Consider the following 15,576-nt stretch of genomic DNA (forward strand, 5'->3'; position numbering starts at 1 on the left):
ATGCGATAATTTTTCGTTATGGAAAAACATGTGGCAAAAAGTCTCTGAGGATTGGATGCTATTGCGATCTTGGGACTATTCACGTCACGGCGCGTTCGGTCGGTCGCGAGCGTGGAGAATCCGGACACAAGAATTCACTGATGAAGCGAGATGTCTCGATGACGCGACTGCAGATCGCCTTTGTGGTGGCGCCTGCCATCGCCATGGTGGCAAGCGCCGTCGTATATCTGTTTCTCGGCGAGGCGGCGGCAATGTCCGTGGTCGGAAGCGTCTTGCTCACCGGGTTTGTCGCGGCCGTGCTATCGGGTGGGCGCGATTGACAGGCGCGGTGGCCGCCGCGGCAGTGCGGCCACGCGCGGACGTCATCGAGCGGCCGCTCCGGTCTTCTACCCGTCATCGCGAACCTGCTTTCGGCCGCTCCATTCCCGGGCGGCGCCATCGAGTCCATCCGCGGTCACCCGCCACCTCCGTCGGGGAAATGAGATCGACAACCGGGAGGAAGCGGTTGGCTCAACGGAATGCGGAAGGGGCGCGGGACATGGGAAGGGGTCTCGCACGCGCTTCGGGCGCAATCGTGAGCGCCTGCGAACTGGCGGCCAAGTCGCGGCGAACGGACAAAGGCCCCGGCCAGGCGGATCATTGATACCGTCTCCAAGGCGATCGTCGACGGCGCCGCGCAGGGCAAGAAGGTCGCCCTTCCAGGGCGCGGAACGTTTAGGGTCAACAGCCATCAGGAACGAGAAGAGGCAATCTGTCGAATTGTGACATCTCATAAATATAAATTGATGTAATTGAAGTGGGGATAGCAGGTAATTTCAAATTTTAATTGAAACCCTATTGAAAATATTTTGGAAAATGTCCAAATGTCCTCCGCGTCAGGGGTCGGCGCCTGCTCTGGGTGATCTGCAGAACATCTGCAATGCGTGGCGCGGAAATTTCCTTACTCGGTGAGCGACTATGACCAAGCGGCAGTTGGGCGCGGAACTGACAGGTTTGCTCGATGGCGGGGCCGGGGATGGTCGATCCTGTGGCACGACCGATATTGCGCGCGGTGAGACGGGGCGAGAGCCCCGGTTCGGCGAGAGGCCCGATGAGCACGCGGCTATTGCTCCCGGTCGTGCCGCCGGCGGCCATGTCGGTGCTCGCCAGACGAGCAGCCTCGACATCATCGATGGAACCATCGGCGACGATCGCCTGGAGGGAACGGGCGGGGATGACGAGATCTTCGGCCACGAGGGTAGGGACATACTCGACGGCGGCTCTGGTGACGATGTGCTCGATGGCGGCGCGGGCGCCGACACAATTCGCGGTGGGGAGGGAATAGATACCGCTTCCTACGCCGAGAGTGCCAAACCGGTGATCGTCGATCTCGAAAACACCTATGGCATCGGGGGGGACGCCGATGGCGATCAGTATGATGGGATCGAGAATCTTGAAGGGTCCTCTGGCGATGACACTCTGTCCGGCGACGACGGTGCAAACCGGCTCGAAGGCGGCTACGGCGCCGATGACCTTCTTGGCGACAAGGGTGACGACCGGCTGTGGGGGGGAGACGAGGAGTGGGCTGGCGACACCGAAGATGGGAACGATCGGCTCGACGGAGGCATGGGCAATGACGAGCTACATGGTGGGGGTGGCAATGACGAGCTCGTCGGCGGCATTGATGCGGATCTTCTCGACGGCGGTTCGGGCATCGACACGGCGTCCTATTTCGGCAGTGCCGAGGGGGTGTTCGTCGATCTTGGGGCCGGTTATGGATCTGATGGCGATGCCGAAGGCGACCGGTACCAGGACATCGAGAATGCCATTGGCTCAATCTGGAAGGACACGCTGATCGGCAATGACGGCGCCAACCGGCTCGAAGGCGGCTTCGACAACGATACTCTCATCGGCGGCACGGGCAATGACGAGCTCTGGGGCGGCAGCCACACATGGACCGCCGGCGCAGGGGATGGAGACGATCTGCTCAACGGCGGCCTGGGCAGCGACACGCTCCACGGTGGCGGCGGCAATGACACGCTTGAAGGCGGTGACGGTGACGACGTACTCGACGGCGGCGCAGGCGCGGACGTGTTTCGTGGCGGCGCGGGCGTGGACACGGTCTCCTACGCCGTCAGTTCAGTGGCGATTGGTGGACAAGGGGTGACGGTCGACCTCGGCACTGGTCGCGGGGCCGGCGATGATGCCGAGGGCGACGAATACCACGACATCGAGAATGCCATTGGCTCAGATCGGAATGACACACTGATCGGCAACGACGGTGCCAACCGGCTGGAGGGAGGGTACGGCAGCGACACGCTCCGCGGCGGTGCTGGAAATGATCTGCTTGTCGGCGGCCGCGGTGACGCTGTTATTGGCGGCGGTGATATCCTCGACGGTGGCGCCGGCGAGGACACGGTGTCCTATGCCGACAGCACCGCGGGCGTGACCGCGGATCTGCAGACCGGCCGGGGGGCCGGCGGCACGGCCGAAAGCGACAGCTATCAGGGTGTCGAGAATGTCGAGGGTTCGGCCTGGGACGATTGGCTGATCGGAGACAATGGCGCGAACCGGCTCGATGGCGGTGCCGGCGACGACACACTGCGCGGCGGGGCTGGGGCCGATGTGCTGATCGGCGGGTCGGGGTCGGACTTTGCCAACTACCAGGGTTCGTCGGCCGGTGTGAAGGTGGACCTGAGTTTGGGGATGGCGGCGGGCGGCGACGCCGAAGGCGACGTGCTGGTGGAGATCGAGAACCTGTACGGGTCGAGCCATGACGACACGCTGGTCGGGGACGACGGGCGGAATATCATCGGCGGCGAGCTCGGCAGCGATATCCTCGTGGGACACAGCGGCGATGACGTACTGTCCGGCGAAGACGGCAATGACACCCTTGATGGCGGCGACGGCGACGACCGACTGGTCGGTGGTGCCGGCATCGACACCATCCATGGCGGCGCCGGCGCGGACTCGGTGGATGCCGGGAGCGACAGGGATCGGGTTGATGGCGGGGCCGGGGACGACAAGCTCTATGGCGGGGCCGGGGACGATAAGCTCGAGGGCGGTGAGGACAACGACATCCTCGAGGGGGCGGCGGGGGCGGATGAGCTGATCGGCGGTACGGGGATCGACACCGCGAGCTATGCCAGCTCCATCGCGGGGGTGATGGTCGACCTGACGGCCGGCGCTGCCTCAGGCGGCGACGCGACAGGCGACAGCCTCATCGGGATCGAGCAGCTGATAGGCTCGGCCTGGAACGACCGGCTGACCGGGGATGCCGGGGTGAATGGGCTGTGGGGCGGCGCAGGCGACGACGTGCTGACGGGGGGCGGCGGGGCCGACAGCCTGAAGGGCGGGGCCGGATCGGACCGTTTCGTCTACACCGCGGTCGGCGACAGCACGGCGGCGGTCCGGGATACGATCCGCGACTTCACCTCCGGGGACCGGATCGACCTGTCGGCGATCGATGCCGACGGGAATGCCGGCAACGGCGATCAGGCTTTCAGCTTCATCGGTGATGCGAGCTTCACCGGCACCGCCGGGGAGGTGCGGGTGGTGACGAAGGGGGCGACCCAATACGTGCTGGCCGACACCGACGGCGACAAGACCGAGGATCTGGCCATCGCCGTCGACGCCGACCACCCCCTCACCGCCACCGACTTCTGCCTGTGAGGAGAAGCGGCAGACTCGCCTTGGCGCCGGTCGTGCCGGGCCGCACCAGCGAGAGGGACCATCATTCCCGACGGCCGGAGGCGCAGGCCGCCGAGGGCCTTTTCGAGACCGGGTGCGGCTCGCCCATGGTCCGGTCCAGGCCAGAATAATTCGATGTAGTGCGGAAACCCGGGAAACTGAAATGCTCTCCAATCCAAAAGGCCAGCTTCAGCCAGGTTTGAAGCAGCGTCAGATCAACATGATCGCTATTGGCGGCGTCATCGGCGCTGGACTGTTCGTCGGATCCGGTGCCGTCATCGGAGAGGTCGGGCCGGGTGCATTCCTCGCCTATGCCATGACCGGCATCGTGGTCATTATGGTGATGCGAATGCTGGGTGAGTTGGCGGCCGCTCATCCATCGACCGGCTCCTTTTCGGACTATGCGCGGATGGCCTTGGGCGATTGGGCAGGCTTCACTGTTGCTTGGCTGTACTGGTACTTCTGGGTCATGGTCGTCGGCTTCGAGGCGGTGGCAGGTGCCGGCATTCTGCAGGTGTGGCTGCCTGAGGTTCCGCTCTGGATCCTGTCTCTTGGTCTCCTGTTGCTGATGACGGCAACCAATCTCTATTCGGTTCACTCTTTTGGAGAATTCGAATATTGGTTCGCTGGGATCAAAGTTCTGACGATCTGCGTGTTTATTCTACTTGGAACGCTGTACATCATTGGCCTGTGGCCCGGCCATGCCATGGATCTCTCCAATCTCTCGCCGCCGGGCGGGCTCTTCCCAAACGGAGGTAGCGCGCTCTTCTCGGGCATCGTGGTCGCCATATTCTCGATGGTCGGGGCTGAAGTCGCCACGATCGCCGCGGCAGAGACTGCCGATCCGGAGCGCGCGGTGATCAGGGCGACCCGCTCTGTCGTCATCCGGGTTCTGCTGTTCAACATTGGATCGGTTTTTCTGCTGACCGCAATCTTGCCCTGGGACAGCCATGTGCCGGGGGTTTCCCCCTTTGTCGCCGCTTTCGAGCGGATGGGCATCGGCTGGGCGGGAGATTTGATGAACGCCGTTGTGTTCACGGCCATCCTGTCCTGTCTGAATTCCGGCCTGTTCACCGCATCGCGCATGCTCTTCGTGCTTGCCGGCCGGCGAGAGGCGCCTCACAAGTTGATCGCTGTCTCCAAGCGCGGCGTTCCAGTACGGGCGATCCTGGCCTCGAGCTTGATCGGATATCTCGGCGCCGTCATGGCCTATGTCTCGCCGGAAACCGTGTTCCTGTTCCTGCTGAACTCCTCAGGTGCGATCATTCTGTTTGTCTATCTGATGATCGCCGTATCTCAGCTGGTATTGAGGCCGCGAATTCCACCGGAGCGGCTGCGGGTCAAGATGTGGTTCCATCCCGTTCTCACCCTCCTCACCATGGCTGCGATGGCCGCGATCTTGCTAGCGATGGCGTTCAAGAATGATACACGATCCCAGCTTATCCTCGGCTTGGTCTCGGTCGGCATCGTTCTCCTGGCGTATCTCTGCCGCCGACGAGCCGTCTCGAGGGGGCGCCTGGTCTCTGGCCATCGGACGATCTGACCTTGTCGGCGAATGGATGCCATCGTCGAACCGCTCTTGAGATGATCACTTCGTAGGCGTCGTAGGGGCCCGTCAAGACGGCGGAATACGGCTGGATCGATTTCGGCAAGCGAAGCCCACCACTCAGATGCGGTCGTGACCTGACGCCGCAAAAGCGAGGACGCGCAACGCGGTTTCCGAGGCAGCCGAAGTACTGGCTGGCGAGCCTGCCCGATGGCATCGGCTTTGCCCGTCTGGTCGATCTGGCCAAATTGCGCTGGCGCATCGAGCGCGATTATCAGGAGCTCAAGCAGGAAGTCGGGCTCGGGCATTTTGAAGGGCGCGGCTTCCACCATCACGCCTTGCTCTGCATCGCCGCCTACGGGTTCCTGATCTCCGACCGGGGACCATTCCCCCCTCAGCACCGCGTGCCGCCGCGCGCCTCCTAGCGCCTCGCCTTCTAGCTGGTTTCCGACCCCGCGGCGCCCCCGCTCAGGACCGCCCGGCACATCCCCAACTCGATCGCCACAATGCGCCAAAGACTGGCCGCAGCCATCGTCCGCCGCCTAGCCCGATGTCCATGCTGTGCTCGGATGATCAATCCGATCCAAAGATCACGGAGTTTGTAACACAGTAAAATCAGGTGACGGTCTCAGACAAAATGCTGGTGGAGGGTGAATTAACCGGCGATGGTGTGGTCGATTTCCAGATCGTCCCGGCCAGAACGCCTGTATCATCACAATTTAGGACGGCTCCAACGACGAGGGGAGGAAGCCATGTCTCGTGCCATGGGCCGAACGCGACATGTGAGGATGACCAGGCTTGTGAAGCGACCGGCGTAACCACGGACACCAGAACAGACTTCCGGCCCCGTCGCACACATAATTTTGATAGGGCCATCGATAGTTTTAGAAAACTCCAAACATTAATTTTGGTTATACTATAAAAATTATTATTCAGATACGTTGATTTCAAATCAGCTCCACCTTATGTATCGGCCAATCTAGTAGAGCTCATCCGGCGCAATCCTCAGCATGTCTGTATCGCCTGCGCGCCGTCCCTTGTCATTGGAGAACGAGCATGCGCAAGTCAGGATCGACGGCAGCTATGGTGAACTCTCAGTACGATGCCGGCGACGACCAGATCACGCTCGGCGATGCGGCTGGTTCCGACATGCCGATCCTCGGTGCCGCCGCTACCCACCCAGGCGGGGCGACAGGCCCGAACATCATCTGCGGCACCGACGGCGACGATGAACTCCGGGGCACCAGCGGCCGGGACCAGATCTATGGCAAGGCCGGTAATGATGATCTCTCCGGCGAGGATGGCGACGACTATCTCACCGGCGAGGCGGGGAATGACGAGCTCTATGGCGGCGATGGCGACGACTTTCTGGATGGTGGGGACGACGATGACAACCTCGACGGAGGGGAAGGCGACGATGATCTCTTCGGTGGCGAGGGCGATGACATCCTGGCGGGCGGCGCCGGCAACGACGTGTTCTGGGGCGGCGGTGGTAATGACATTCTGATCGGCGGCGGCGGCGCGGATGTTCTCCAAGGCGGCGACGGCGTGGATACGGTGTCCTATGTCGACAGCGATGACGGGGTCACCATCGATCTTGTCGACTACCGTGGCCTCAATGGCCCGCTCTACAGCATGGGCTCCGGCGGCGCGGCCGAGGGCGATCTTCTGTACCACTCGATCGAAAACGTCGTCGGCTCGGCCCTGAACGACAGGCTCAGTGGGAACGGCGCCGGGAATCTTCTCGATGGCTGCGAGGGCGCGGACATGCTCGACGGCGAAGAGGGCAATGACGTGCTCCTTGGCGGCGAAGGCGACGATGTGCTCATTGGCGGGGCCGGTGCCGACCAGATCGACGGTGGTGCTGGGGTGGACACGGCGTCCTATGTCGACAGCGCCGAAGGCGTGTTGATCAATCTCGCGACCGGCGGTGGCTGGGGCGGCGACGCCATGGGCGATGTGCTGACCGGCATCGAGAATGTCGTCGGCTCGGCCTATGGTGATGTCTTTCTCGCTGGGGAGGCGGCGAACCGGATCGACGGCGGGGCCGGGGCGGATCGGGTCGACTACAGCGGCAGCAGTGCCGGGGTGGTGCTCGACCTGTCGGGCGGCCGGTGCTCGGGCGGTCTCGCCGAGGGCGACGTTCTGATCGGGATCGAGGAGGTCATCGGCTCGGGCCAGGACGACCGGATCACCGGCAACGAGGCAGGAAACCGCCTCCTGGGCGGTGATGGCCATGACCGGATGTCCGGCGGCGGCGGCACCGACTACCTCTATGGCGATGCGGGCAATGACGTGCTCGAGGGCGGCGCGGGTGGTGACTCGCTCCATGGTGGCGCAGACAATGACGTGCTGATGGGCCAGGAGAGCCAGGACCTGCTCTATGGCAACGACGGCGCCGATGTGCTCGACGGCGGCAGCGACCACGACTGGCTCGAAGGCGGGGCCGGACAGGACATCCTGACCGGTGGGTCGGGTTCGGACAACTTCTTCTTCTCTGCGCTGAGCGACAGCGAGGCGGGGAAGGCCGACGTGATCACGGACTTCAGCCAGGGGGAGGACGAGATCTGGCTGACGCAGATCGACGCCGACACCACCAAGGAAGGCGGCCAACACTTCACCTTCATCGGCACGGAGAGGTTCACCGACGGGGTAGCGGGGCAGTTGCGCTACGAGCACCAGGGCGGCAACACCGTGGTGCAGGGCGATGTCGACGGCGACGGCCAGGCTGACCTCGAGATCGTGCTCACCGGCACGATCGACCTCCACGCCAGCGACTTCGTGCTCTGAGCCCACGAAGCCGGGGCCGGCCGTCAAGGCCGGCCGCTGACCTCGGCCGGGTGGTGACGGCCAAGCCCCACTCCAATGACCTTCGTCTGTCCAGGATCCGCGGGATCACCCCATCTGGGTGATCTCCGGGCACTGCGCGGACTGGATCATCCGCTCCCCGAAATGGCAGGCCTCTGATCTCTCCAGGCTGTCGGTGACACGCTGCCGGCGGCTGTTGCGCTTTCGGGGTCGGACCGGTCGGCCGAGAGCGGGCGTGGCCATGGCGATAAGTCAGGTAAGGATTTTTATGAGTGGATGCGATGGCACAAGCATATTTCATGTATTACCCAATTTGTGTCTTGCATAAGGAAAAGCTTTATTGACGTAAGATAAGGTTATCTTCAAATTTAGATGTCGTGGCGTGTCGCTGAACACGCATGGCGGCGCAGTCCAAATCCGCATTCCTGATTGGAGAAAGAGATGATCAAGCGTCAACTGGAGGTGGTTGCTCCGAATCGACCGAGCGGTGCCACGCTCTCGGTTCTCAAGGGCCCGAGCCCCATCATTCCCGTCACAACGGCGGCGGAGCGGCCGGTCGAGACGCCGGCCCCGTCCGCGGGCAAGGAATAGGGAGATCTGCTCCGCTCCCAACAAAGGGCCGATACTCGGCTTTCGGCGGGGGCGGATCCCGAGTTCGCGTCGACCGTGCCCTCGGCGCGCTTGGGTGCTCGCTCGATCTGAGGGGGCTCAGGTCCTTTTCGCATTCGAAATCGGTGGGTGAAGGCCGTGCGGATCCAGTTCGTCGTCATGCCCTGGAACTCCATTCATTATCCCTCCTTGGGCATGGGTATTCTCACGGCCGTCGCCCGGCGGGCTCTGCCGACGGCCGATGTCGGCACCCGCTATGCCAATCTCCGCTGGGTCGAATTCATGATGCGGAAGTCCGGTGGCGCGCTGTCGCCGGACACCTACAAGCTGCTCGGCGAGGATCTGTTCTTTCAGGGCGTGGGGGAATGGGTTTTCACCCCGGCGCTCTATGACGCCGACGAGTGGTGCGTGGAGGGGTACCGCGAGGTCCTGTCGAATTCGCCCGGCACATTCGATCTGGCTCTTCAGGCACACCGGCTGTCCCGCGAATTCGTCGAGGCGCTGGCGCAGGAGATCGCGGACAGCCGGCCGGACGTGGTCGGGCTGACCAACACTTTCATGCAAAGCGTGCCCTGCCTAGCGCTCGCCAGGCGGCTCAAGGCGTTGTCGCCGCAGACCATCATCATCATGGGCGGCGGAAACTGCGATGGTGTTCAGGGCGAGACGCTCCACCGAAACTATCCCTTCATCGACTATGTCGTCCGCGGCGAAGGCGAAGCTGCGTTTGAAGCCTTTCTCGCCTTCCTCGACGGTCATCGTGCGGTGGCTGACGTCCCGGGACTGTGCTGGCGGCAAGGTGCGAGGACGCGGGCCAATCCGGTCGCGTCGCTTGCCTCGATGGATGAGGTCCCCACCCCTGTCTTTGACGACTATTTCCAGCAGTGCCTCTCGTCACCGTTAGCGCGCTTCATTCAGCCCAACATCGTCTTGGAATCCGCCAGAGGGTGCTGGTGGGGGCAGAAGCACCACTGCACCTTCTGTGGCTTGAACGGCTCGGGGATGGCATTCCGAAGCAAGAAGGCCGAGCGCGTCCTCGAGGAGATCGACCAACTCACCACCCGTCATGGGGTGCTGGACATCATCATGGCCGACAATATCATCCCGATGGAATATTTCAAGGATCTGCTGCCGGAACTCGGCCGTCGCGATCGGGATTTGAAGCTTCACTACGAGGTCAAATCGAACCTGCGCTACGATCAGATCGAGCTGCTGCGCGACGCGGGGGTGTGGCATATCCAGCCCGGGATCGAGAGCCTGTCCAGCAAGGTTCTGCGCATCATGGACAAGGGAGTCACGGCCCCGCAGAACGTGCGGGTGCTTCGGGATTTCGCCGAATTCGGCATGACCACCTCCTGGAACATCCTGGTCGGTTTCCCGGGTGAGACGGAGGCGGACTATGCGGGGACGCTGGCGCAGATGCCGGCCCTCGTTCACCTTCAGCCGCCCGCATCCGTCAACCGCATCGCGATCGAGCGGTTCAGCCCGTATTTCAATCGCCCTGATCTCGGCTTCCCCGAGAAGCGGCCGGCAGCGTTCTTCAACCACATCTTCGCGCTGCCGGAGACCGAATTGGCGGACATGGTCTATCTCTTCGACAGCGCGCCCCGTGGCGTGTCCGATAAGGTATTGGCCGCCCTGGCCAAGGGCTTGACGGACTGGCGGCAGGGCTATGCGGCAGGAAGTGTTCTCACGCATGCGGAGACTGAAGACGGCATCGTCATCACCGACCGGCGGATCGGATGGGGGGACCGCACCTACATGATCGATGATCCGCTTGTCGCGGCGGTCTACCGGATGCTGCGGCGACCGACGACCGCGAACGCGCTGTTGGTCCATGCGCGACGGGAATTTCCGGAGGCGGTCCCGTCCTCTGTGGAGGACGCCCTGGCGTGGCTGTCGGCGAACGGGTTGCTGTTCGCTGACGACGGCCTGTACGTCGCTCTGACCCTCAGCTGCACTCAGATCAGCATTCTCCGCGAGGCCCAGAAGCCTTCGCATCCGGGCTTCGAGCGGATCCGGCTTGGTTCGACGCCGGCCGTGCTCGCGGCCGCGGCGGCATCTTGAGGGATGCAGCAGGTGACAACGGCGAGCAACAGCCTGCGACTGCACGGGCGCTCCGAGATCTCCGTGTCCGATCCGGGGGCGGACGAGATGTTCGCCGATCTCGGGCGGATCGAAGCGCTGGCGAGGGCGGGCATGAGGCGCGTCTCGATCCGTGATCCGGTCGATCTCGGCCTCGCCAATGAAAGGTCCGCCCGGGCCGGGCTGTGTTGGCTCAGAGCGATCCGCGATCTGGCCGCCTGCGGCATCGATGTCGACTGGACGATCCGGGGACTGCGTCCCGATCTGGTGCCAGCGCTGCGCCATCTGGCGCCGCCCTCGGCGGGAGATCTGCCGGAGGAACAGCTCTTCGACTGGCGCCGCGACTTCTGCCACGGACGCTGCTATTGGCGGAAGGGTACGGACTTCGTGATCGTCCGCGACAGCCGGTTCGGTCGCTTCGAGGACCACTACGTCTTGAACGATCACGGCTCCCACCAGGTGTTTCTCGCGGCGGTCGACGTCTGTCGGGAAGCCGATCTCGAGCGGATCGACCCGAAGGCGAAGGCGGCGCTTGACGATGAACGGCTGCTTTTGTCAGCGAAGGGATGGTCCGTCGCGCTGCCGCACCGCATGAAATACTGGCCAGTCCAGTTCGGAGCCGCGAGCTGAAGGGTCTCCGTGCTTGGAGTTGGCCCGCGCAGCGCCCTTGGGCCACTGGGTGGAGCCGGCTCGTGCCGGCGGGGGCGCTGGCACCAGAGCATCTCTTGATCTGCCGGATCACGTCGCCGATGACGATTATGGCGCGAGGCTGCCTCCAAATCTAGCGAGTGACTTGGCGGCACAATCAGTCTTACCAATCCAAGGAATAATTTCCTGTCAATCGCGATCGCAGACGGTGACGTCTGCATAGAGTTATTCAATGAATTGAAGTAATATTAAGATCCATCTAAAGTAATTCAATATTTTTGGCATCAAGTTTGACTTTAGTATTGTGAACATGTATTTATAAATTTCTCAGTCAATGGAGAAAGTAATGCTGAATATTCCAATATCTGTCCGCCGCACCGTGCTTGCTATCGCCCTCGTGGTCAGCATGGGGAGTGTGGCTGTGTTTGGTCAGGCTCGTGCTGACGAGCAATGCGATCCTTTAGAGTGCCCTAATCTTTATTCGTGTGACTGTGAATAATGCTACAGACAGCGTCATGGCGCTCTCCAGGCGAAGATGGAGGGCGCCACGAAGCGCAGGATTCCGGTAAAGCGTTGAAGCCGGTGACGGAGCACTCCTCGGCATAGGCTGCGGCGTCCCAACTGAATCGCCCCCGGGTTTCCCGGGGGCGGTTTTGCCTGCGCCCCCAGAGCGAGTACCTCACGTTGAGCATAGCTGCGCGCTTCGGCCTCGGCCGTAAGGAATGTTTCCGATCGGCTTGAGTGGGCGACGGTGGTTGAGCCAGTAGACCCATTCGAGGATGGCCAGTTCGACCGCCTCGGCGTTACGCCAAAGGCCTCGCCGTCAGATCAACTCGGCCTTGAACAGGCCGATGATGGCCTCGACGCGTGCATTGTCGTCGCTTTTGCCGACGTGACCAATGGACGGCTCGACTGGCCAAGCGCTCGGTGCAGCGGATCGAGACGTATTCCAGGCCGCAGTCGCTGTGGCGGGCCATGGCCATCTCGAGCCCCGGCCGGCGGCTGCACGCGATCGGCGCTTCGGGCCGCATGGATCCGGTACGTCGACGGGGCGATCGGCAGTGCCTTGCAGATCGGCTCGACCCCGTAGGCGGCTCGATACTGGTCGATGAACGCCGTCACGACTTGAAGCGGCGGCGAGTTCCGCCTGGGCAAAATACGCTGATGCCTTGCGCCGGATCTCGTTGGCTTGGCGCAACTGCCGCTCCTCCCGCGCTCGAGCTTGCGCAGCCGTTCCCATTCGGGTGCTCGCTCGCTATCCGCACCGCCCGTTCCTTCACTTCCTGGGAGAATATCTTCGGTCTCCATTCTCCTAAGAGACCGTTTGGAAATGCGCTGGCGTGAGTCGGCTGGCGGTGGTTTCGAGACCCGGAGCGCAGCGGACGTTTGGGTCCGTGAGCACCGGAAGCGGAGAAACCGCCGTCAGACGGCCGCGCCAGTAGCATTTACAGACGGTCTCTAAGAGTCGGAGTCTCCGGGAAACCCGGGGCGGTTCAGGAGACCTCCGCCGTCACCGCTTCTCACATCCCGCGCCAGCGGGTTCATTCAATCCCCTATGGTCTCCAAAAACTGATAGTATTCCGGAAATCAGCATCGAATAATTACAGGAGGTTGAAATTTATATTCCATAATTACTTTTTATATATTAAGTTCGTTTAAGTAATATTCTGTTTTTTGTTGATTTAATGGTCAAGATATATAGATCATGCCGATAGCCGGGGTGAGATGATTATAGCCTTAGCCTTGTGGCTGGCGGCATACATCAGCGGCTGTCTCAGAAGAACCAAGATAGGAATGATCATGAGCAAGCAAAGATTGGCTGCGGACTCGGCGCATGTTCTCTACGGCTTGGGCGACGACGATCTATGGAGCCGGCTCGGGCATGTTGACTCCGCCGCCGGCAGCGCTTCCTCGGTCGATATCGCGGAGGTCCGTCAAGATTTGGCCAGAGGCGAAGACCATGAGGTGATCGTTAGTGCCGTTGAAGGTCTGCAGGGAACGGCTCGAGGCGATGCCTCCGAGGGCGAGAACCGCGAAGGCGACGAGGGCGAGAATTGGCTCGAAGGTGGGGCGGGCAACGATGTCCTCTCTGGTCTCGACGGGGCCGATGTGCTCCTCGGCGGCGCGGGCAATGATGTTCTCTATGGAGGCGCTGGCAGCGACAATCTCTACGGTGAGGATGGCAACGACATCCTCTGGGGCGGTACTGGCGGGGCGGTCATCGATGGGGAGAACCTCAATGGGGGCGCCGGCATCGATACCGTCTGCTACGGCGACAGCGCCGAGGGCGTGATCGTGGATCTTTCGACGGGCCAGGGTCACCACGGCACGGCTGAGGAAGACCACTATGATCAGATCGAGAATGTCGTCGGTTCGGATCAGGGCGACACGCTCGTCGGCAACGGTGATGCGAACCGGCTGACCGGTGGTCAGGGCAAGGATGTCCTTCGGGGCGGTGGCGGAGCGGATTGCTTCGCCTACGCGACAACGGACGACAGCGCTCAGGAGAACAGCGATCTGATCCAGGACTTCAGTCAGGTGCAGGGCGACAAGATCGACCTGTCTGCGATCGATGCCGACGAGGCGGCGTCTGGCGATCAGTGGTTTACCTTCGTTGGTACCGAGACCTTCATCATCGGCGCGGCCGGACAACTGCGCTACGAGTGGAGAGACGGCGACACGCTGGTGCAGGGCGACACCGATGGTGACGGCCAGGCGGATTTCGAGATCGCGCTCGAAGGTCAGATCGCACTGACTGGGCGCGACTTCGTGCTCTGAGCTCGAGTTGGGGCCGGCCGCCGCCGGCCCCCCGACCTCTTCCCGCGTCGTCGGGCCGATGCTGTGGTGCCTGCTCTTGGTGGCGTCGCCGCGACGGGCCTCCATACCAGCGTCGATGAACGGATCGTCATCCCGTACGCACTGTGGCGCGAAGTGCTACAGCGCAGGCGCGGAATCTCGCCGTCGTCGCAAAGATCCCGGATCTGCAGCGCCGCTCCAGTGCCGCGCCCGGGAGGGTGAGGTGGCAAAGAGCTCGATGAAGGGCTCGTCGGTCTCCGTCGGACGAAGGACGTGGCCGACCAACGCTCCTCGCCGGCGTGCTGAGCTTCACCACCCGGTCTCGCGAGTCGACGATCCAGTTCGAGGGCGAGCCGATCTTCCTCGATCAGCTCCGGCGGACACCGGGCCACCGGCGGTCCGGATCCTGGCAGCCTATAAGACCCAGGACGTCCGAACCACTACCGTCGCCACCGGCGTCCAGATCTTTCTGCTGCCGCCCTGTTTTCCCGAGCTCGACCCGATCGAGATGATCTTGATCAACACCGACGAGACGACGTCCGGTGACCGAGGGTGCGTTTGTCGGCACTGCAGGTTTCGTCATCGATGCGGCCGGACAACCGCGCTACGAGCACAGAGATGGCGACGCGCCGGCGCAGGGCGACATCAACGGGCGATGGCCAAGCCGATATCGAGATGGTGCTCACCGGCTCGATCACGCTCACCGCCGATGATCTCTGACTCTTGAGATGGCGATCGGGCGGGGCGGTTTTCGGCGTGTCCAGGGGCAGTCCGAAACGGCGCATGTGAAACCACGGACGCGCAATCCCGAGCTCCCATCTTGTCCATTGCGTGGCCGATATCGGCCACGCGGACGAGCCGATGACTCCCCTCTCCGATGATGAAGCACTTTGGTGTGGTTCTCAGATCCGGAAACAAATTCCTATAAATTTCATGAATACTATATTGTATTTCGATTATGGAACTAAATAATTTTTGCGGTTGTTGATTTTTTGTTGCAGTTGGATTTGATTTTCACTAAATTGTTATGAGGTTTTGCATTTTACGAAATCTGATATTGACTTGCGGCAAGGTAGGAGAATCGCTTGTGAGTAGGCTCTTTGGGTATTGCCATGCGCCGTCTTCCGTTTGCCTCAATTGGAGGCAGAGCGGGTTGTGAATGGCGCCGGCTTTAGGATGTGTGTTGGTGACGTCGATCATGCTGATCGGCTTCGGGGAGAGTAAGTCAGACATGGCGAAGACCGAATCGACACCGCCGAGCGCCGCCCGCCGGGCCTTGAGGTCGGTCAGACCCTGGTTCCTGGTGGCGGCGGGATTCAGCTTCGTCCTCAACCTCCTGGTGATGGTGTCGCCGCTCTATTCGTACCAGCTGTTCGACCGGGTGCTGGGCAGCGCCCATGTCGAGACGCTGGTGTTCC

General features: G+C 62.2%; 9 protein-coding genes, 4 pseudogenes and 1 other annotated feature. Of the genes and pseudogenes, 11 read left to right on the forward strand and 2 right to left on the reverse strand.

The annotated features are described in order from the left end of the window. The first annotated feature begins 158 nt into the window (after positions 1–158). The 9 genes and pseudogenes from ACTOWL_RS25670 (at position 159) to ACTOWL_RS25710 (ending at position 11,344) form a co-directional block, all read left to right on the forward strand. Positions 159–320 carry a hypothetical protein gene (locus tag ACTOWL_RS25670; RefSeq protein WP_441324130.1) on the forward strand — a complete coding sequence of 54 codons (162 nt, stop codon included), beginning with the start codon at positions 159–161 and terminating at the stop codon, positions 318–320. A gap of 303 nt (positions 321–623) precedes the next feature. Further along, positions 624–791: pseudogene (locus ACTOWL_RS25675) on the forward strand (hypothetical protein); the annotation flags it as partial. 166 nt (positions 792–957) lie between these two features. Next, positions 958–3,651 carry a M10 family metallopeptidase C-terminal domain-containing protein gene (locus tag ACTOWL_RS25680; RefSeq protein ID WP_441324131.1) on the forward strand — a complete coding sequence of 898 codons (2,694 nt, stop codon included), beginning with the start codon at positions 958–960 and terminating at the stop codon, positions 3,649–3,651. Positions 3,652–3,832: 181 nt separating this feature from the next. Then, positions 3,833–5,212, forward strand: coding sequence for an amino acid permease (locus tag ACTOWL_RS25685; protein ID WP_441324132.1), 1,380 nt, complete (start codon positions 3,833–3,835; stop codon positions 5,210–5,212). A 188-nt stretch (positions 5,213–5,400) separates the two neighbouring features. Continuing rightward, a pseudogene (locus tag ACTOWL_RS25690) lies at positions 5,401–5,595 on the forward strand (IS701 family transposase); the annotation flags it as partial. A 676-nt stretch (positions 5,596–6,271) separates the two neighbouring features. Continuing rightward, a complete protein-coding gene (locus ACTOWL_RS25695) occupies positions 6,272–8,005 on the forward strand; it encodes a calcium-binding protein (RefSeq protein WP_441324133.1) in 1,734 nt (577 codons plus the stop codon). A gap of 459 nt (positions 8,006–8,464) precedes the next feature. Then, positions 8,465–8,614 (forward strand): hypothetical protein, encoded by a 150-nt coding sequence (locus ACTOWL_RS25700; RefSeq protein WP_441324134.1) that lies wholly within the window; start codon positions 8,465–8,467, stop codon positions 8,612–8,614. 156 nt (positions 8,615–8,770) lie between these two features. Next, positions 8,771–10,696, forward strand: coding sequence for a RiPP maturation radical SAM C-methyltransferase (locus ACTOWL_RS25705; protein ID WP_441324135.1), 1,926 nt, complete (start codon positions 8,771–8,773; stop codon positions 10,694–10,696). Between the two features lie 3 nt (positions 10,697–10,699). Beyond that, entirely contained in the window at positions 10,700–11,344 is a 645-nt protein-coding gene (locus ACTOWL_RS25710) for a DUF5825 family protein (RefSeq protein ID WP_441324136.1), read from the forward strand. A 531-nt stretch (positions 11,345–11,875) separates the two neighbouring features. Here ACTOWL_RS25710 and ACTOWL_RS25715 read toward each other — a convergent pair. Then, positions 11,876–12,333 (reverse strand): annotated as a pseudogene (locus ACTOWL_RS25715) (integrase core domain-containing protein); the annotation flags it as partial. Positions 12,334–12,382: 49 nt separating this feature from the next. Then, positions 12,383–12,604: pseudogene (locus ACTOWL_RS25720) on the reverse strand (IS3 family transposase); the annotation flags it as partial. Next, positions 12,410–12,525, reverse strand: a sequence feature (AL1L pseudoknot). (Overlaps the previous pseudogene by 116 nt.) Before the next feature lie 552 nt (positions 12,605–13,156). Between ACTOWL_RS25720 and ACTOWL_RS25725 the strand changes: the two are divergent. Next, positions 13,157–14,140: a calcium-binding protein gene (locus tag ACTOWL_RS25725; protein ID WP_441324137.1), complete on the forward strand. Its 984-nt coding sequence runs from the start codon at positions 13,157–13,159 to the stop codon at positions 14,138–14,140. Positions 14,141–15,389: 1,249 nt separating this feature from the next. Further along, the coding region (locus ACTOWL_RS25730) for a hypothetical protein (protein WP_441324138.1) at positions 15,390–15,576 on the forward strand (187 nt) is incomplete at its 3' end.

Origin of the sequence: Inquilinus sp. CA228, from assembly GCF_052078665.1 — a bacterium.
Classification (GTDB): Bacteria; Pseudomonadota; Alphaproteobacteria; order DSM-16000; family Inquilinaceae; genus Inquilinus.